The sequence below is a fragment of the Roseateles sp. genome (assembly GCF_039595595.1).
Classification (GTDB): Bacteria; Pseudomonadota; Gammaproteobacteria; order Burkholderiales; family Burkholderiaceae_C; genus Roseateles.
This window is the reverse complement of the sequence record NZ_JBCNLG010000024.1, coordinates 1-17200: the sequence shown is the minus strand read 5'-3', so window position 1 is coordinate 17200 and position 17200 is coordinate 1. Positions and strand designations below refer to the sequence as shown.

The 17200-nt window shown below is 68.7% G+C and carries 18 protein-coding genes; 12 read left to right on the top strand and 6 right to left on the bottom strand.

Annotated elements, in window-relative coordinates:
* Window positions 1-30: 30 nt before the first annotated feature.
* Window positions 31-837, top strand: coding sequence for an alpha/beta fold hydrolase (locus ABDW61_RS21380; RefSeq protein ID WP_343641667.1), 807 nt, complete (start codon window positions 31-33; stop codon window positions 835-837).
* Window positions 838-906: 69 nt separating this feature from the next.
* Here the strand turns inward: ABDW61_RS21380 and ABDW61_RS21375 are convergent, their stop codons facing one another.
* The gene (locus tag ABDW61_RS21375) at window positions 907-1728 is read right to left on the bottom strand and encodes a substrate-binding domain-containing protein (protein ID WP_343641594.1); all 822 of its coding nucleotides are present in this window, start codon (window positions 1726-1728) and stop codon (window positions 907-909) included.
* A gap of 70 nt (window positions 1729-1798) precedes the next feature.
* Window positions 1799-2752: a LysR substrate-binding domain-containing protein gene (locus tag ABDW61_RS21370; RefSeq protein WP_343641592.1), complete on the bottom strand. Its 954-nt coding sequence runs from the start codon at window positions 2750-2752 to the stop codon at window positions 1799-1801.
* 170 nt (window positions 2753-2922) lie between these two features.
* Here ABDW61_RS21370 and ABDW61_RS21365 point away from each other — a divergent pair, with 170 nt between their 5' ends.
* Window positions 2923-4185 carry an MFS transporter gene (locus tag ABDW61_RS21365; RefSeq protein WP_343641664.1) on the top strand — a complete coding sequence of 421 codons (1263 nt, stop codon included), beginning with the start codon at window positions 2923-2925 and terminating at the stop codon, window positions 4183-4185.
* Here the strand turns inward: ABDW61_RS21365 and ABDW61_RS21360 are convergent, their stop codons facing one another.
* A complete protein-coding gene (locus tag ABDW61_RS21360) occupies window positions 4186-5517 on the bottom strand; it encodes an MFS transporter (protein ID WP_343641590.1) in 1332 nt (443 codons plus the stop codon). It lies immediately after the preceding gene.
* 251 nt (window positions 5518-5768) lie between these two features.
* Here ABDW61_RS21360 and ABDW61_RS21355 point away from each other — a divergent pair, with 251 nt between their 5' ends.
* The 5 genes from ABDW61_RS21355 (at window position 5769) to ABDW61_RS21335 (ending at window position 10713) form a co-directional block, all read left to right on the top strand.
* The gene (locus ABDW61_RS21355; RefSeq protein ID WP_343641588.1) at window positions 5769-6680 is read left to right on the top strand and encodes a LysR family transcriptional regulator; all 912 of its coding nucleotides are present in this window, start codon (window positions 5769-5771) and stop codon (window positions 6678-6680) included.
* Between the two features lie 75 nt (window positions 6681-6755).
* A complete protein-coding gene (locus ABDW61_RS21350; protein WP_343641587.1) occupies window positions 6756-7817 on the top strand; it encodes an SPFH domain-containing protein in 1062 nt (353 codons plus the stop codon).
* Between the two features lie 32 nt (window positions 7818-7849).
* A complete protein-coding gene (locus tag ABDW61_RS21345; protein WP_343641586.1) occupies window positions 7850-9451 on the top strand; it encodes a DUF4178 domain-containing protein in 1602 nt (533 codons plus the stop codon).
* A gap of 81 nt (window positions 9452-9532) precedes the next feature.
* Entirely contained in the window at window positions 9533-9757 is a 225-nt protein-coding gene (locus ABDW61_RS21340) for a DUF350 domain-containing protein (RefSeq protein ID WP_343641585.1), read from the top strand.
* A gap of 158 nt (window positions 9758-9915) precedes the next feature.
* On the top strand, window positions 9916-10713 hold the full coding sequence (locus tag ABDW61_RS21335; RefSeq protein ID WP_343641584.1) for a hypothetical protein: 798 nt from the start codon (window positions 9916-9918) through the stop codon (window positions 10711-10713).
* On the opposite strand, the gene ABDW61_RS21330 is transcribed toward ABDW61_RS21335, so the two are convergent.
* Window positions 10714-11940 carry a hypothetical protein gene (locus ABDW61_RS21330; RefSeq protein WP_343641583.1) on the bottom strand — a complete coding sequence of 409 codons (1227 nt, stop codon included), beginning with the start codon at window positions 11938-11940 and terminating at the stop codon, window positions 10714-10716.
* A gap of 255 nt (window positions 11941-12195) precedes the next feature.
* Here ABDW61_RS21330 and ABDW61_RS21325 point away from each other — a divergent pair, with 255 nt between their 5' ends.
* Window positions 12196-12621 (top strand): PA2779 family protein, encoded by a 426-nt coding sequence (locus ABDW61_RS21325; RefSeq protein ID WP_343641582.1) that lies wholly within the window; start codon window positions 12196-12198, stop codon window positions 12619-12621.
* 8 nt (window positions 12622-12629) lie between these two features.
* Entirely contained in the window at window positions 12630-13625 is a 996-nt protein-coding gene (locus tag ABDW61_RS21320) for a PA2778 family cysteine peptidase (RefSeq protein ID WP_343641581.1), read from the top strand.
* Window positions 13626-13653: 28 nt separating this feature from the next.
* Here the strand turns inward: ABDW61_RS21320 and ABDW61_RS21315 are convergent, their stop codons facing one another.
* The gene (locus tag ABDW61_RS21315; RefSeq protein WP_343641579.1) at window positions 13654-13908 is read right to left on the bottom strand and encodes a hypothetical protein; all 255 of its coding nucleotides are present in this window, start codon (window positions 13906-13908) and stop codon (window positions 13654-13656) included.
* 394 nt (window positions 13909-14302) lie between these two features.
* Here ABDW61_RS21315 and ABDW61_RS21310 point away from each other — a divergent pair, with 394 nt between their 5' ends.
* Window positions 14303-15193, top strand: a complete 891-nt coding sequence (locus ABDW61_RS21310; RefSeq protein ID WP_343641578.1) for a PEP-CTERM sorting domain-containing protein — start codon at window positions 14303-14305, stop codon at window positions 15191-15193.
* Window positions 15194-15244: 51 nt separating this feature from the next.
* Complete coding sequence (locus ABDW61_RS21305) at window positions 15245-15472, top strand: hypothetical protein (RefSeq protein WP_343641577.1); 228 nt, start codon at window positions 15245-15247, stop codon at window positions 15470-15472.
* A 28-nt stretch (window positions 15473-15500) separates the two neighbouring features.
* Here the strand turns inward: ABDW61_RS21305 and ABDW61_RS21300 are convergent, their stop codons facing one another.
* Window positions 15501-16193 (bottom strand): glutathione S-transferase C-terminal domain-containing protein, encoded by a 693-nt coding sequence (locus ABDW61_RS21300; protein ID WP_343641576.1) that lies wholly within the window; start codon window positions 16191-16193, stop codon window positions 15501-15503.
* 85 nt (window positions 16194-16278) lie between these two features.
* Between ABDW61_RS21300 and ABDW61_RS21295 the strand changes: the two genes are divergently transcribed.
* On the top strand, window positions 16279-17025 hold the full coding sequence (locus ABDW61_RS21295; protein ID WP_343641574.1) for a hypothetical protein: 747 nt from the start codon (window positions 16279-16281) through the stop codon (window positions 17023-17025).
* The last annotated feature ends 175 nt before the right edge of the window (window positions 17026-17200 follow it).

Genomic DNA, 17200 nt, shown 5'->3' with positions numbered 1-17200 from the left:
CCTTCCTGCGTCGACATCGACGGCCAGCCCATGCACTACCTGGACTACGGCCGGGGATTCCCGATCCTGCTGGGTCACAGTTATCTGTGGGATTCACAGATGTGGGCGCCGCAGATCCGGGCGCTCGCGCGCCGATATCGGGTGATCGTTCCCGACCTTTGGGGCCATGGCAGATCCGGCGACCTGCCCGCCTCCACCCGATCGCTCGGCGATCTCGCGATCCAGGCCGGGCAGCTCCTCGATGCGCTCCGTATCCGGGAATGCGCCGTGGTCGGCCTCTCCGTGGGCGGCATGTGGGGAGCGGAACTCGCGCTGCGCGAACCTTCTCGCGTCCGCGCCCTCGTGATGATGGATACCTATCTCGGCGCGGAGCCGGCCGCCTCGCAGGCGCGCTATTTCCAGATCCTGGATACGGTCGAGTCGCTCGGCTATTTCCCGCCGGCCATCCTCGATGGCGTCGTCCCGCTGTTCTTCCGCCAAGGCGCCGATATGACCGCCCCCTTGCCCACCGCCTTCCGGCGCTCGCTCGAGGGCATTTCCCCGCGCACGCTGCGGAAATCGGTCGTACCGATGGGGCGCCTGATTTTCGGCCGGACCGATCAGCGGTCTCGACTGGGTGGCCTGGATCCCGATCGAACCCTGTTGATGTGCGGCGCGCTCGATATGGCCCGCCCTCCTTCCGAAACCGCGGAGATGGCCGGCCTCATCGGCTGCTCGCACATCTTCATCCCGGAGGCTGGCCACATCTCCAACCTCGAGAACGCGGCGTTCGTCACCTCAGCGCTCTCCACCTGGTTGGCCCGGCACGCCACCCATCGGTATGGGCTGTACGAGTAATCGAGAGCGCCCGCCGTCTGTCCTGCGCTGAAACAGCACAAGGGAGGGCCGCTCGCCCTCCCCGGCCGTTTACTTCGCCGTGGGATGCAACCCGGTCTGAGCCAGGGTCTCGGCGTTCTCCCGCGATGCCAGGTAGCGAATGAACGCCTTGGCCTGCTCGGGCCGTTTGCTGGTCGTCACCACCGCCGCGGCATAGGGCGTGACCTTCTGGATCTCGTCGGGCAATTCGCCCACGATGCGGATGCCCTTCACCGGCTGCAATTCGCTGCGCTGCTGGCATCCGAAAGCCGCCTGCCGCGTGGCCACGATTTCCCCGACCGGGGTCGCCGGAATCTGCCGGCCCTTGGCCTTCACCTGCGCCTCGATCCCCAAGCGCTTCAGCAGCACCTGCTGGATGTATTCCCCGCTGGCGCTGTCCGACCACGCCACCGACGGCGCATTCAGGAACGCCGCCTTCACCTTGTCGACCGTGCCGAGGTCCGGCCCCGGCTCACCCGCCGGCACCGCGCAGGCGATGTACGAGTTCGCGAGCACCACCTTGGTCGCGCCGTCCGCGAGCCCCTGATCGATCAGCTTGTCCAGCGCCGGTCCCACCATGATCAGCACGTCCAGTTCCTCCCCGCGCGCGAGCCGTGCGGGAATCGCCTTCGGCGTCTCCCCCATCGAGGGGCCGAACTGCTGATCCACCTTCACCGAGGGGCCCTCCTTCTCGTACTTGACCGCCAGCTCCTTGAAGGCCTCAGCGAAGCCGCCCGATGACACGGCGACGATCTTGTCGGCCGCCCGCGCCAGCGGCGGCACCAGGAGCGTCCCCGCCAAGGCGGTCGAGAGCATCAGTCGGCGGCGAAGGGATGAACGTGGGTTGTGCATGTGACGGTCCGCAATGAACATGGCCGCATCTTCGAGATGCCACGCTCATGCGTCCAGTGCAACTTTCCAAACATTCATTGCGCCGCATGCATCACTGCTCCGCAGCCGGTTTCCGGCTCGCGCGTGAACGGGGCTCCTGCGGAATCCCCGCCTGCCGCAGCCCCTGCACCAGCAGCTTCGCGAGCACTTCCGCCTGGGGTGACAACCGATGTCCCTTGCGCGTGATCAGTCCCAGCGTCCTGCTCACCAGCGGCCGCGTCAGCGGAATCCCCACCAGCTCCTTGGCCGAGGTCCCCGTCAGCGCCAGCCGCGGGATCGCGCTCACGCCCAGCCCCGCGCGCACCAGCGCGAGCGCCCCCTCGACGTGATTCACCTCCACATGCGTCGCCGGCCGCGCCTTCGCCTGCGCCACCGCGTTGTCCAGCAGCATCCGGTTCCCGCTGTCCGCGGCCAGCGAGATGAAGCGCTCCCCCACCAGCTCCTCCCACCCCACCGCCCGCTGCTTCGCCAGCGCATGCCGCGCCGGCACCGCCAGCACGTAGCGCTCCTTCACGATCGCGTTGAAGTCGATCGACGGCTCCTGCGCGCCAAGGAAGTTGACGCCGAAGTCCGCCTGCTTCTCCACCACCGCCTTCAGCACCACCGGCGCGCTGTGATCCAGCATCTTGATCCGCGTGTCCGGATGCAGCTTCGCGAACTGCGCCAGCACCGCCGGCAGCAGATGATTGGCCACCGACGGAATGCACGCCACCGTCACCAGGCCCGCGCGCCGCTCGGCCCGGTCCCCCACGTCCGAGATCGCGTTCTGCAACGCGGCCAGCGCCTCGCCCGCATGCGTCAGGAACTGCTCGCCGTCCTCGGTCAGGCTCACCCGCCGCGTCGTGCGGTCGAACAGCCGCACGCCCAGCGCTTCCTCGATGCGATCGATGCGCCGGCTCAGCGCCGACGGCGAGATGAACAGCGCCTCCGACGCCGCCCGGAAGTTCATCCGCTCCGCTACCGCGACGAAGGCCGCCAGCTCCCCGAGGTCGAAATTGATTCTCATCGCGCACCAATCGTCCTGTTATTTGCACTTCCCGCAACTCTGCCGGGAAAGCATGATCGCGACAACAGAAAAACCGATCGGAGACTCCCATGCCCCCTGCCTCCGCGGCGGCCACGGCCGCGCATCCCGCCTCGATCCCGCCCGCCTCCTCGTCGACGCCTCCGCCCCGGATGCCCCGCCGCGCCGCCCTCGGCGCCGTGTTGCGCGTGACCAGCGGCAACTTCCTGGAGATGTTCGACTTCTTCCTCTACGGCTTCTACGCCACCTACATCGCCCAGACCTTCTTCCCCAGCGACAGCGAGTACGTGTCGCTGATGCTCACCTTCGTCACCTTCGGCGCGGGCTTCCTGATGCGCCCGCTGGGCGCCGTCATCCTGGGCGCCTACATCGACAAGATCGGCCGCCGCAAGGGCCTGATCCTGACCCTGGCCATCATGGCCTGCGGCACCGTGCTGATCGCGTTCACGCCGTCCTATGCGTCCATCGGCCTGCTCGCGCCCACCCTCGTGCTGATCGGCCGCCTGCTGCAGGGCTTCTCGGCTGGCGTGGAGCTCGGCGGCGTGTCCGTCTACCTGGCGGAAATGGCCACCCCCGGCCGCAAGGGCTTCTACGTGAGCTGGCAGTCCGCCAGCCAGCAGGCCGCCATCATGGTCGCCGCCGCGCTCGGCTACGGCATCAGCCAGTGGTTCTCCACCGCGCAGATCAGCGACTGGGCCTGGCGCATCCCCTTCTTCATCGGCTCGCTGATCCTGCCCTTCGTGTTCCAGATCCGCCGCTCGCTCGCGGAGACCGAGTCCTTCCTCGCCCGCAAGCACCATCCGTCGCTGCGCGAGATCGTCGCCTCGATGCTGCGCAACTGGGCGCTGGTCGGCGCGGGCATGCTGCTGGTCGTCATGACCACGGTGTCCTTCTACCTGATCACCGTCTACACGCCGACCTTCGGCAAGTCCGTGCTGCACCTGTCCGCCACCAGCGCGCTGCTCGTGACCTTCTGCGTCGGCCTGTCCAACTTCGTCTGGCTGCCGGTGATGGGCGCCCTGTCCGATCGCATCGGGCGCTGGCCGCTGCTCACGGCCTTCAGCCTGCTCACGCTGCTCACCGCCTATCCGGCCATGTCCTGGCTGGTCCAGGCCCCCTCTTTCGAGCGCATGCTGACCGTCGAACTCTGGCTCTCCTTCCTCTACGCCAGCTACAACGCCGCCACCATCGTCGCCCTCACCGAGATCATGCCGGTGGAGGTGCGCACCACCGGCTTCTCGCTCGCCTACAGCCTGGCCACGGCGATCTTCGGCGGCTTCACGCCGCTGGTCTCCACCTGGCTGATCCAGACCACCGGCGACAAGGCCGCCCCGGGCCTGTGGATGAGCGGCGCCGCGGCATGCGGGCTCGCCGCCACGGCCCTGCTCTATCGAGGGATCGTCAAGGCGCGGTGATCACGGGTGGGCTCGGGTTTCGCCGCGGCCCAGGCTGACCAGCCCGGCGATCAGCGCGAAGCCCGCCGCCATGCCGAGTCCCGCGTGCGAGGCCTTGGCCGCCGGCAGCCACGCGAAGAGCAGCCCCATCAGCAGGCTGCCGATCGTCTGACCGGTGAGCCGCGCCACGCCCTGCGCGCCGCCGGCCGCGCCGCTGCGCGCCTTCGGCGCCGACAGCAGCATGTTGCGGTTGTTGGGCGTCTGGAAGAAGCCGAAACCCAGCCCCGCGAGCACCGTGAACGCCACGAGCGGCAGCTTGGAATCGGCCTGCATCGGCCAGACCGCGCAAAGCGCCAGCCCCAGCGCCAGGCAGCCGGCGCCGGCCGCGCACAGCCGGGCCGTCGAGACCCGGTCCGCCAGCTTGCCGGCCAGCGGCGCCGCGGCCATCACGGCCAGCGGCCACGGCGTCATCAGGAGGCCGGTGTCCAGCACGCTCAGCCCGAGCACGTGGTGCATGTAGAACGGCAGCGCGACGTAGCTCGCCATCTGCCCGGTGAAGCAGCACACCGACGCGATGATCGACATCCGGAACGGCGTGACCCGCAGCAGGTCCAGCGGGATCAGCGGCGCCGCGCGAGGCAGCTCGCGCCGCACGAGCAGCGTCAGGCAGATCACCGCCGCGATCAGCAGCGCGCCGCCCTCCACCGGATGCTCGAGCACGCGATCGCCGCCGAGCACGAAGGCCGCGAACATGCCCGCGTTGAGCGCGATGCTCCAGAGGTCGAGCGGCTGCCTCGTGCCCGGCGTGGCCGGCAGGCCGCGCGCGGCCAGCAGCACGAGCGCGCCCACGGGCAGGTTCACCGCGAAGAGCCACGGCCAGCTCGCCACCGAGAGGATGGCCGCGCCCACCGCCGGCCCCGCCGCCGAGGCGCCCGCGACGGTGAGCGCGTTGTACGCGATCGCCTGCCCGAGCAGCCGCTTCGGATAGGTGAAGCGCAGCAGCGCCAGGCCCAGCGGCATCACCGCGGCGCTGCCCAGTCCCTGCAGGCATCGGCCCGCGATCAGCCAGGGCAGCGACGGCGCCATCGCGCACAGCGCGGACGCCGCGGTGAAGAGCGCGACGCCGCTCACGAAGACGCGCCGGTAGCCGATGCGCTCGCCGAGCGCCGAGGCCGGCAGCAGGAACATCACGACCACCAGCTGGTAGGCGGTCACGACCCAGACCGCGTCGGACGGCGTGGCGTTCAGGCGCTGCGCGATGTGGGGCAGCGCGACGTTGGCGATCGCGCCATCGAGCACCACCAGCACGAGCGCGCCGAGGATCGCGGCGACAGCCGCCAGGCGGCGCGGCATCGGGACGCCGTCGCTGTCGGTGGCGGTCGCGGCGGACTCGTGCCGCGATGACGATGACGAGCACGGGTCGGCGCACGGATTCGAGGAAGGAGGATTGAGCGAGGACATCGGAATGGAGCGCCGGGAAGCTGCAGCGCTGGGAAGCGATGCGGCCAGCATAGGAGCCGGTCGGGGCCGCAGCCAGAGCGTGGCGCGCAGGGACACCTTGCACGGCACGCCATCCGCACCGGGCGCCGTGCTAGCGTCGCCCGATGGCCGACGACATCGATCTCAATCTGCTGACCGCCCTGGATGCGCTGCTCGCCGAGGGCAGCGTGACCCGCGCCGCGGAGCGGCTGCATCTCAGCGACTCCGCCATGAGCCGCACCCTGGCCCGCCTGCGCGAGGCGACGGGCGATCCGCTGCTCGTGCGCGCGGGCCGCACGATGGTGCCCACACCGCACGCGCTGGCGCTGCGCGATCAGGTGCGCGAGCTCGCGCAGGGCGCGCGGGCCGTGCTTCAACCGGCCGGCGCGGGATGGGACCTGAAGACGCTGCAGCGGACCTTCACGCTGCGCGCCAACGAGGGCTTCATCGAGGCCTTCGGTCCCGCGCTGGTGCAGCGGGTCGCGCGCGACGCCCAGGGCGTGTGCCTGCGCTTCGCGCCCAAGGTCGACAAGGACGTCGGGCCGCTGCGCGAGGGGATCATCGATCTGGACATCGGCGTGCTCGGCGAGACCGGCCCCGAGGTGCGGCTGCAGACGCTGTACCGCGACCGCTTCGTGGCCGCGGTGCGGGCCGGGCATCCGCTGCTGGACGAGCCCGCGCTGGATGCCGCGCGCTATGCAGCCTGCGGGCACGTGGTCACGTCGCGCCGCGGCCGTCGGCTCGGGCCGGTGGACGAGGCGCTCGCGGCGCTCGGGCTGGCGCGGCGCGTGGCCGTCGTGGTGCCGAGCTTCCGCGCCGCGCTCTCGATCGCGGTCGCCACGGACCTGGTCGCGCTGGTGCCGGCGTCCTACTTCGTCCAGGACCTGGCCCATGGCGAGCTGCGCGCGCTCCCGCTGCCGGTGGAGACCGAGCCGATCACGATCTCCCAGATGTGGCACCCGCGCATGGAGCGCGATCCCGGGCACCGTTGGCTCAGGGAGGTGGTGCTCGAGGTGTGCTCTCCCCCCTCAGGGTGACCAAGGTCGCGCCGGCGCTGAGAGATACTCCCCGCCGGCGGTCGATCTGGACCGCGCCTTTCGTGGAGCAGCGCCATGGGCCTGATGGACTTCATCAAGAAACAGTTCATAGACATCATCCAGTGGACCGAGGACGACAACGGCGTCCTGGCCTACCGGTTCCCGATGCAGGACTTCGAGATCCAGTACGGCGCCTCCCTCACCGTCCGCGAATCGCAGATGGCCGTCTTCGTCAACGAAGGCAAGGTCGCCGACGTCTTCGGACCCGGCATGTACAAGCTGACCACGCAGACCCTGCCGGTCCTGACCTACCTCAAGAACTGGGACAAGCTCTTCGAGTCCCCCTTCAAGAGCGACGTCTACTTCTTCTCCACCCGCCAGCAGGTCGACCAGCGCTGGGGCACGACGCAGCCCGTCACGATCCGCGACAAGGACTTCGGCGCCGTGCGCCTGCGCGCCTTCGGCAACTACAGCTACCGCGTCGTCGACCCGAAGAAGTTCCACACCGAAATCTCCGGCACCCGCGAGCGCTACACCGTCACGGAACTCGACGGCCAGCTCCGCGGTCTGATGCTCCAGCACATCAGCGACGCCGTCGCCCAGTCCGGCATCCCCTTCCTGGATCTGGCCGCCAACCAGGTCGAGTTCGCCAAGGCGCTGCAGGAAGCGACGCAGCCGGCCTTCGACGCGCTGGGCCTCAGGCTCGAGATGGTCACGCTGCAGAACGTCTCGCTCCCCGAGGAGCTGCAGAAGATCCTCGACCAGAAGATCGGCATGGGCATGATCGGCCAGAACATGGGCCAGTTCATGCAGTACCAGACCGCGCAGGCCATCCCCAAGCTCGCCGAGGGCGTGGGCTCGGGCGGCGGCGGCGTGGCCGGCGACGCGATGGTCCTGGGCGCCGGCCTGGCCCTGGGCCAGACCATGGCGCAACAGCTCCAGCAAGGGCTGACCGGCGCCAATCAAGCCGCCCAGGGCACACAAGGCGCCCAGCCGGTCCAGCCCCAGCCCGTCAGCCAGAGCGCCGACGAGGTCCTGCTGCTGCTCGAGAAGCTCGGCGATCTCAAGGCCAAGGGCATCCTCACCGACGAGGAATTCGCGGCCAAGAAGGCCGAGCTGCTGAAGAAGCTCAGCTGACGCCCTCGCGCGCCTCCCGCCCCGGAAACTGATTGGCTACCGCTTCCCCCCAGCGCCGCTGGCAGGCGCAGTGCCCGAACTGTGGCGCGCCGGTCGAGTTCGCCTCGGCCGCGTCCGCCAGCGCCGTCTGCAGCTACTGCCGCTCCACGCTGCTGCGTGACGGCGACACGCTGCGCAAGATCGGCACCAGCGCGGAACTGTTCGAGGACTACTCGCCGCTGCAGCTCGGCGCCGCCGGGCGCTATGCCGGCGCGAGCTTCGTCGTCGTCGGCCGGCTGCAGATGGCCTACGCCGACGGCGGCTGGAACGAGTGGCACATCCTCTTCGACGCCAGCGCCGACCGGCCGCCCCGCAGCGGCTGGCTGGCCGAGGACAACGGCAGCTTCGTCATCAGCTTCGAGGCGCCGCTGCGGGAGCCCGCCCCCGACCCCGCGACGCTGCGCCCCGGCGGGCTGCAGATGCTGGCGGGCTCGGCCTGGCAGGTGGCTTCGATCGTCGACGCGACGCTGGCCGCCGCCCAGGGCGAGCTGCCGCATCCGCCGCGCCTGGACCAGCGCTATCCCGTCATCGACCTGCGCAACACCGCCGGCGAGGTCGCGACGCTCGAGTACAGCGATCCGGCCCAGCCGGGCTGGTCGGTGGGGCGCGCGGTCCAGCTCGCCGACCTGCAGCTGACCGGCCTGCGCGACGCGAGCGGCGCCACGCTCCAGTCCAAGGCGATGCCCTGCCCCCACTGCGGCGCCTCGCTTGAACCCAAGCTGGCGTCCACGCAGTCCATCGTCTGCGGCCAGTGCCAGTCGGTCGTCGACATCTCCAAGGGCGCGGGCGCCGAGCTCGCCGCCTATCGCCAGAACACCGGCGGCCAGCCGCAGATCCCGCTGGGCACCACCGGGCTGCTGGCGCTCAATGGCGGCACGCCCAAGTCCTGGCAGGTCGTCGGCTATCTGGAGCGCTGCGACCTGCCCGAGTCCAGCGAGGACGAACAGACTTTCTGGCGCGAGTACCTGCTGTTCAACCAGATGGAGGGCTTCGCCTTCCTGGTCGACACCGAGGACGGCTGGAGCCTCGTCAGACCGATCACCGGCGCCCCGTCCAACGCCGGATCGAAGACCGTCAAGCATCAGGACAAGGACTTCAAGCACAAGTGGACCTACACGGCCAAAGTCACCTACGTGCTGGGCGAGTTCTACTGGCGCGTCAAGCGCGAGGAACGCGCGCTGGTGCGCGACTACGAGTGGCGCAACGGCACGCGGCTGGAACTGCTCAGCAGCGAGCAGACCGGCAACGAGGTGACCTGGAGCCATGGCCGCGCCGTCGAGGCCGCCGAGGTGCGCCGCTTCTTCTCGCTGCCCGAGGACCAGATGCCGGCGCTGAGCCGCGACGTCTCCTCCGGCATGGACCAGGGCACGATGCTGCGCAACATCGTGATCGCGATCTTCATCATCGTGGTGCTCTTCGCGCTGCTGCGCGCCTGCAGTGATGACGAGTGCGACCGCTACAAGTCCACCTACGGCGAAAGCAGCGCCGAATATCAACAGTGCAAGCGCAGCAGCCGCGGCAGCGGGGTCGGCTATGTCGGCTCCAGCGGCGGTTCCTACGGCGGATACAGCAGCGGCGGTGGCGGTCACAAGTAGCGCCCGCCCGTATCGACAGCTCACATCAACAGCTCGTATCGGCGACCAACGCGGCCCCTAGCGCCCGACCAGGAGAACGACATGGAAGGATTCGAATGGCTCAAGCCCGGCATCGTGCTGGGCTCCATCCTGTATGCCGTCATCGGCGTGCTGGTGTTCTGGGTCAGCTTCATCATCATCGACAAGCTCACCCCCTACAAACTGTGGGAGGAGATCGTCGAGCACAAGAACATGGCGCTGGCCGTGGTGGTGGCGGCGATGTGCATCTCGATCGGGCAGATCGTCGCGGCGGCGATCCACGGCTGAGGGCGGCGGCTCGCGCCGGCATTCGTGACCGAGTTCACGGCTGGGCGGCTGTCGCGGCCGGGGCTTGTCACCAGCGGTAAGGCGCCCTGGACCCGGCCGGGAGACGGCCCCTAGACTCGCGCGCCCGCCGACCACGTCGGCCTCCGCCCGCCTGTCCGATGCCTGTCTCCGTCCCCGCCCGCGCCGCGCTGTCCGCGTGCTGCGCCCTGACCCTGCTCGCCGCCAGCCTCGCCGTCCAGGCCGCGCCGCCGCCCAAGACCGGGCCGAGCATCGGCATCGCGCCGCGCGGCGCGCTGTTCCCCGACTCCTCGGCGAGCGCGCCGGCCACCGCCGCCCCTGAGGAAGGCTCCGACGAAGCCTTCCGCGCCGATGCCGAAGCCCGGTTGCTGCGCCGCCTCGGACTGCCGGTCCACCGCACCGGGCTGCGCCTGATGCTGCCGGTGGCCAAGGGCCGTCCGGTGATGCTGGACAGCCAGCGGCCCGACCCGGCTGATCCGACCGTCCCCTACGTCGACTACCGCCTCGACGGCCTGTCGCCGGACCGCGAGTTCTACGTGGTCCGCGTGACGCTGGCCTTTGGCGACGAGCTGCTGTGGATCTCGCGCACCGACGGCACGCGCTACGAGATGCACGGCAATGTCCATCCCTCGCCGGATGGCCGCCATCTGGTGGTGACCCACGCCTCGCCCGGTGTGGAATTCAACGGCGTCGTGATCTGGAGCCTCACGGACGGCAAGCTCGTCGAGCGCTACAAGTTCCAGCCCTCGCCGGACCAGCCGCCGATCAGCTTCCGCTTCATGCGCTGGCGCAATGCGGACACCGTCGAGCTCGAACAGTTCGCCGAGGTCGATCCCTCGACCTGCGCCATCGGGACGCTGGCCTCGCTGGCCCAGCTCACGCGTCAGGGCGAGCGCTGGATCCTGCGCAGCGCCAGCGGGCAGCGCTGCGAGCGTTGATCAGTGCGGGGACTTGCCCGGGTGGCCTTTGTATTTGAACAAGGTCGCCCGAAGCGACGAACCCAGGCCTGGGGACGCATTCTCGAGTTTCAAAAAAATGGCCTCCGCGCTGCGCCACAAGCGATCGACGTCAGCCTTGGCAAAGATCACTCGATGTGGACCTCCGTACTGCCCGAGGCAATTCCATCCAAACAGACATCGACCAAAGGCCGAGGCCAGCCGGTTTGAAGTCATGGAGGGATCCCGCTTCGCCAAAGAGATGTCCACGAGGCCGAACCTGCCCCGGGCCACGTCGACGAGGATATTCCCGGGGTGCTGAAAATCCAAGCCCAGGCCATACAGGTCATTCACTTCAGCGATCAGTCTGATCGCCTCATCAAACGCATGCTGCGGCATTTTTGCGATATCCTCCAATTGCCGCAAATAGGCTTGGCAAAATTCGTGATACATGGCGCAAAAGTCGCGCCCGGGATTTCTCGCCGGCAGCCTCGCGGACTCTCCATACTCCCCTTTTTTGATACCGAAGCCGGGCAGCAGAAAGTCATTCTCGGCCGCGTCACGTTCTCCAATCTCAAAGGATTGACCGGACGCCAGTTTCTCCAAAACGTATCGTGCGACCCGGAGCCCGTCTTGCTCGCTCTGCTGGTGGCTATAAAATGCGCAAAGCTCGTCAAGAATTGAATGGCACTTGAGATTTTCCGACTGAAAGAGTGGCCCCATCATCTCCATATAACCGTCCACGGGTCTGCCTCCCTCGATCTTGCGAAGCAGCAACAACTCGGAGCAATCCTCCAGACTCGTGAATTTCCTGGTTTCCTCACGATTACCGCTGGCGCAAGTCTTGACCAGCCCCAATGCGACACCAAGAGATTTTTTCTCGAGAATTCCGGCGGGCCAATCAATGCGCCCGACAGTAAACGGATTCTTCGCGAGCGAGTTCGCGTGTATGGCAGCAAAGCGGCGAGCAACACGAAGCAGGAGACGGTCGTAGCCCGGTAGAGCATAGATCTCCGCGTCCGCCCCTTTTGCCAGCCTCCGGCCGGAAAGCGCTGCGATCAGGACCTTGCTCGCATCGCCCCGCGCCAGCAGGTGCAACATTTCTTCCATGGCGGGATCGTCTTGCCCGCGAGTCGATATGGCATCGGCTTGCCATCCCGGGTAATCACCCGCCTCGGGGTGATTGAGCGGGAGTGGGGAGATTCCGCTGATAGGCATATCTGCTTCCATTCGCCAATTGGAGTGGCCGTTTGTTCAACTGAAGCAAGCTAGTGGACCGAGGGAGAGAAAGGTTTCATTCGACACCTTTGACAACGGCAGCGCACGCGACACTGCTGGCCCTCAACCCTCAACGCGGTCCCTAGCCAGACCTGAACCCGAATTGGCCGCCATTTGCATCCAATGTGACGCTCGGTAATCGAACTTGTAACAACACCGAGGGCCGACCTACGATTCCAGGGCATCCATCCCTTTCAAGGTCCCCCGATGAACCACAAACAAGCCTCCCGTCCCTCGCTGGCCAAGCGCGCGATCGCCTCGACGCTGATCGTGTCCTGCTCGCTGATGGCGCTGCCCATGCACGCCGTCGCGCAGGTCGTGCCCACCGACGCGCTGGTCCAGCCGGCCACGCCGGCCGGCTCCATCGCCGACAGCCGCGCCCGCGTCAACGCCTTCTTCGCCCGCGAGGATGTGCGTCAGGCCATGGTCAAGGAAGGCGTCGATCCGAGCGCCGCGCAATCGCGCGTGGACGCGATGTCCGATGACGAGATCCGCTCACTGGACGGCCGCATCGCCGACGCCCCCGCCGGCGGCGATGTGCTGGGCATCATCTTCACCGTCTTCGTGATCCTGCTGATCACCGACATCCTGGGCTTCACCAAGGTCTTCCCGTTCACGCGCTCGATCCGCTGAGGTCCGCGATGCGCGCCGTCGACACGCCCTCCCCGCGTCCTTCGCGCGCCGCGCGGCGGCCGGGTCTGGCCGGCCTGGCCGCGCCGGTGCTGGCCGCCGCGCTGCTGCTGGGCGGCTGCGCGAGCACGCCGCCGCAGCTGAGCGCGCTCGAGAAGCAGTGGCCGGCCGGCCTGCCGGCGCGCATCGACCTGTCCGCGCAGACGCCCTTCGTCGCGCAAGACGACTACGAATGCGGCCCCGCCGCGCTGGCCATGCTGCTGCGCACCGCCGGCAAGCCCGCCACCATCGAGCAGCTCAAGCCGCAGGTCTTCCTGCCCGGCCGCAAGGGCTCGCTGCAGACGGAGATGCTGGTGGCGGTGCGCCGCCAGGGGCTGCCGGCCTACGTCGTGCCGCCGCGGCTGGACGCGCTGCTGACCGAGCTCGCCGCCGGGCATCCGGTGATCGTGTTCCAGAACCTGTCGCTGGACATCGCGCCGGTGTGGCATTACGCGGTCGCGGTCGGCTACGACAAGGAGCGCCGCACCATCCTGCTGCACAGCGGCAAGACGGCGCGCCAGGAAATGGAGCTGCCCGTCTTCGAGCGCACCTGGGCGCGCGGCGACTACTGGGCGATGACGACGCTGCCGCCGGATCAATTGCCGGCCTCGCTGGACGGCGCGCAGACCGGCGCGGCGCTGGCCGCGCTCGAGCGCCTGAACGGCAACGCGGCGCGCAAGGGCTACACCGCCGCGCTCACGCGCTGGCCCGGCGAGCCGGTGCTGCTGCTGGGCGCCGGCAACACGGCCTACGCCGCCAAGGACCGCCGCGCCGCGGCCCAGGCCTATGCGCGGCTGACCGACGTGCGGCCCGACATCCCCGAGGGCTGGAACAACCTGGCCCAGGTGCTCTACGAGCAGGGCCTGCGCTACAAGGCCGCGCTGGCGATCGAGCGCGCGGTCGCGCTCGGCGGCCCGCGGCTGGACCAGTACAAGGCGCTGCAGAAGAAGATCGGCGCCGGCATGTGAGGCCGGCGCGCGCCACGCCGGCGCGGGATCAGGGTCTGAAGTCGATCGCCCGCTGCGCGGCTTCCAGCGCCGCGTCGGCCGCGTAGCTCCACGAATCGAAACTGCGCTCGAGCTCGTGCCAGTAGCCGTCGAGCACCGGCGCTCCGCCGGCCGCCGGATGCGCGGCGATCACCAGGTAGCGCGCTCGAAAAGGTCCTTCGCCCACGACTTCGCGGACGAACCATCGCCCGTTGTGACTCTCGACGCCCCCAACGGCATCGGTGTGGTCCGGCTTGGCTGACATGAAGGCATCTCCTTCCGGGGCTCGAACCCCATGATGGCCCGTGATGGCCCATTGATCACGTGTCGCGCTCCTGCGCAAGCAGGCATCGCCAGCACGCCCGGGCAAGTTTCCCTCCAAGCGTCGCCCGGCACCACGCCGGCCGACGATGTTTTACCCCCGCATTACAAGGTGGTCCGCCATACGCCCTCACGGGCGATGCGCGAAGCAACTTCCACGCCCGAAGTGTCGGGATTCATTACACCCGCTGACCCCTTCTCCAGGGACAGCACCAGCAAGTGCTTGAGGCCGCAGGGAATCCCCGCCGGTGGCTTGGATGTTGCTTGCCAGGGCCGGTTTCCCGGCCTCCCGCCTTCAGGGAACAACCACAAGAACGACTGCCACGAGAGAGAACCCGATGACCCGCTCGACCTTCCTTCCCCGTCTCCGGTCCGCGCTGGCCGCCGCCGCGCTGTGCGCCGCGGGCGCCGCCGCGCAGGCCTCGGTGCTGATCCTCGGCGCGCCGGCGCTGGGCGGCGGCCTGGCCGACGTGCAGTCCAAGATCGCCGGCACCGGCGTGCTCAGCGGCGTGGTCGACGTCTTCAACGTCCACACCGGCACGCCGACGCTGGCGATGCTGACGGCCTACGACGCGGTGCTCGTGTTCTCCGACACCAACCTCAAGAACAACCCCGCGATCGGCGGCTTCGCCAATGCGGTCGAGCTGGGCAACGTGCTGGCGGACTACGTCGATGCCGGCGGCGGCGTGGTCGAGGCGGGTCTTTCCAACGCGACCATCCCCTTCGGCGGCCTCAGCGGCCGCTTCGTGACCGCGAACTACGACGTCTTCGACATCGACAACCGCCAGGCCAGCTGCGGCGGCCTGGGCGCGATCGCGCTCCCTGGCAGCCCGATGCTGCGCGGCGTGGACAGCTTCGATGGCGGCTCGTCGGCGCTGTGCTTCAAGCTCTCGCCCAAGGCCGGCGCCAGCGTCGTCGCATCCTGGTCCAACGGCCGCCCGCTGCTGGGCTATCGCGACGACCACAACGGCATCGTCGCCAGCCTCAACCTGTTCCCCGAATCCAGCGACGTCCGTGCGGACCTGTGGAAGACCTCCAGCGACGGCGCGCTGCTGATGGCCAACACGCTGGCCTTCGCGGCCGGCGAGCTGCCGGAGCCCGATTCGCTCGCGCTGCTGGGCATCGCGGCGCTGGCCGCCGGCCTGGCCGCCCGCCGCCGGACGCGACAGCCGCAACACGCGCCACACGCGCCACACGCGCCACACGCGCAGCACGCGCGCCGCGGCTGAGGGCGTTCCGCGCGCCGACGCGGCGCCGGAGGCTGAGGGATACTGCGCCGCATGTCCACACCGCCGACCTTCAGCTTCCCCGTCCCGCCGCCCGATCTGGTGATCACGCCCGAAGAGCGCGCCGCGCTCTACTTCATTCCGCAATCGCCCGGCGGCATGCCGGTCAGCGAGGAACTGCAGCAGCGCCTGCAGGACAAGGGGCTGGCCACCGGCATCCGCGAGGACGGCCGGCGCTGGCTCACCGAGCTCGGCGACCGCGCGCGGCTGGGCAAGATCTGACCCCGCGCCGGGCGCGCAGGCCTGGACCTCAGTGCCGCTTGTACTGCGTGGCGCCGAACAGCTGCTCGCGCGCCTTGTCGTCGACCAGCGGGCGGCGCCGCTCGGCCAGCACCTCGACGCCGCGCTGCACCGCGGGCCGCGCCGCGATCTCGTCGAACCAGCCCTTCAGGTGCGGGTAATCGGCGAGCTCCACGCCCTGGTTCTTCCAGCTGCGCAGCCACGGGAAGATCGCCATGTCGGCGATGCCGTACTCGGCGCCCGCGATGTAGCGGCTGTGCGCCAGCCGCTTGTCGATGACGCCATAGAGCCGCTTGGCCTCGTTGGTGTAGCGGTCGATGGCGTAGGGCAGCTTCTCCGGCGCATAGATGCGGAAGTGGTGCGCCTGTCCCAGCATCGGCCCGACGCCGCCCATCTGGAACATCAGCCACTGCAGCGCCTCGTAGCGGCCGCGCGTGTCGGCGGGCAGGAAGCGGCCGGTCTTGCCGGCCAGGTAGAGCAGGATCGCGCCCGACTCGAACAGCGCCATCGGCTGGCCGTCCGGCCCGTCGGGATCGACGATCGCGGGGATCTTGTTGTTGGGACTGATCGCGAGGAACTTCGCGTCGAACTGGTCGCCGTTGCCGATGTCCACGGGAATCACCCGGTAAGGGAGGCGGCATTCCTCCAGCATGATGTGGACCTTGTGGCCATTGGGCGTGGGCCATGAATACACTTCGATCATTCTGCGATCTCCGTAGGAGCGCGAGGCCCCGGTCGTCGACACGTCAATGCACGGACCCCTGGCCACGCGCGCACCGTCCCGCCTCATGGTAATCAAACAAATCAAACAGTGGTTTGCCGCCCGCGCCAACGCGGCCCGCTGGCGCCCCTTGAGCGACTGGGCCGCGGAACGCGGCGGCCAGCTGCGTCACGCCCGCGACGGGCGCGGCTTCGTCATCGACCTCCCCAGAACGCTGCCCGGCCTGACCCGCATCGAGTGGGGGGCCTCGCAGCGCAGCTACATCGAGGGCTTCGAGCTGCGCATGCGCTGCGAGCTCAAGATCAATCCCGACATGCAGATGATGGTCATCGAGCGCAAGCTGATGGAGCGTCTGGAGAGCAACGTGTTCGAGGCCTACACCGACACGCTGCGCACGCGGGTGGACACGGACACGCCGGAGGAGATGCGCTGGCTGGTGATGTTCCCGAAGCAGTCGCAGATCGAGTCCAAGCTCGTGCGGCAGCGATTCGGCGCGGTGGGGATCAACCGCGAGCTGATCATGGCCTGGCTGGACAAGGAGCTGTCCGAACGGCTGGCGCAGGCGACGCAGGATGTGCTGATCGAGGGCCGGCCGTTCGTGCTGCTGAGCCTGAGAGGGAATGTGTACCTGCGCACGGCGATGGCGGAGCCGGCGCTGGCAGAGGTGCAGGCGTTGACGCAGGTGCTGGATGCGGCGTCGTCGAGCGCGCAGGCGGTGCATCAGCGGCTGGGCGACGGCGGACCGTGGCCGACGACGACGTCGGTGGCGTGGCACAGCCGGCCGGCTGAAGGGGACTACAACGCACCGGCTTGACGGCTGGGCCTGCGAAGGGGGCAATACCGGCACTCGCTCCTTCTTACTCCCTCGCCCCAGCGTGTATGGACCGGGGACATAGGTAACAGGTGTGCCAGGACATGGGTAACAGGTCCAATCCAGGTTAGTCAGCCTGGCACAAGTCGATCGTGCGCACTTTGTGATGGCAGAAGTA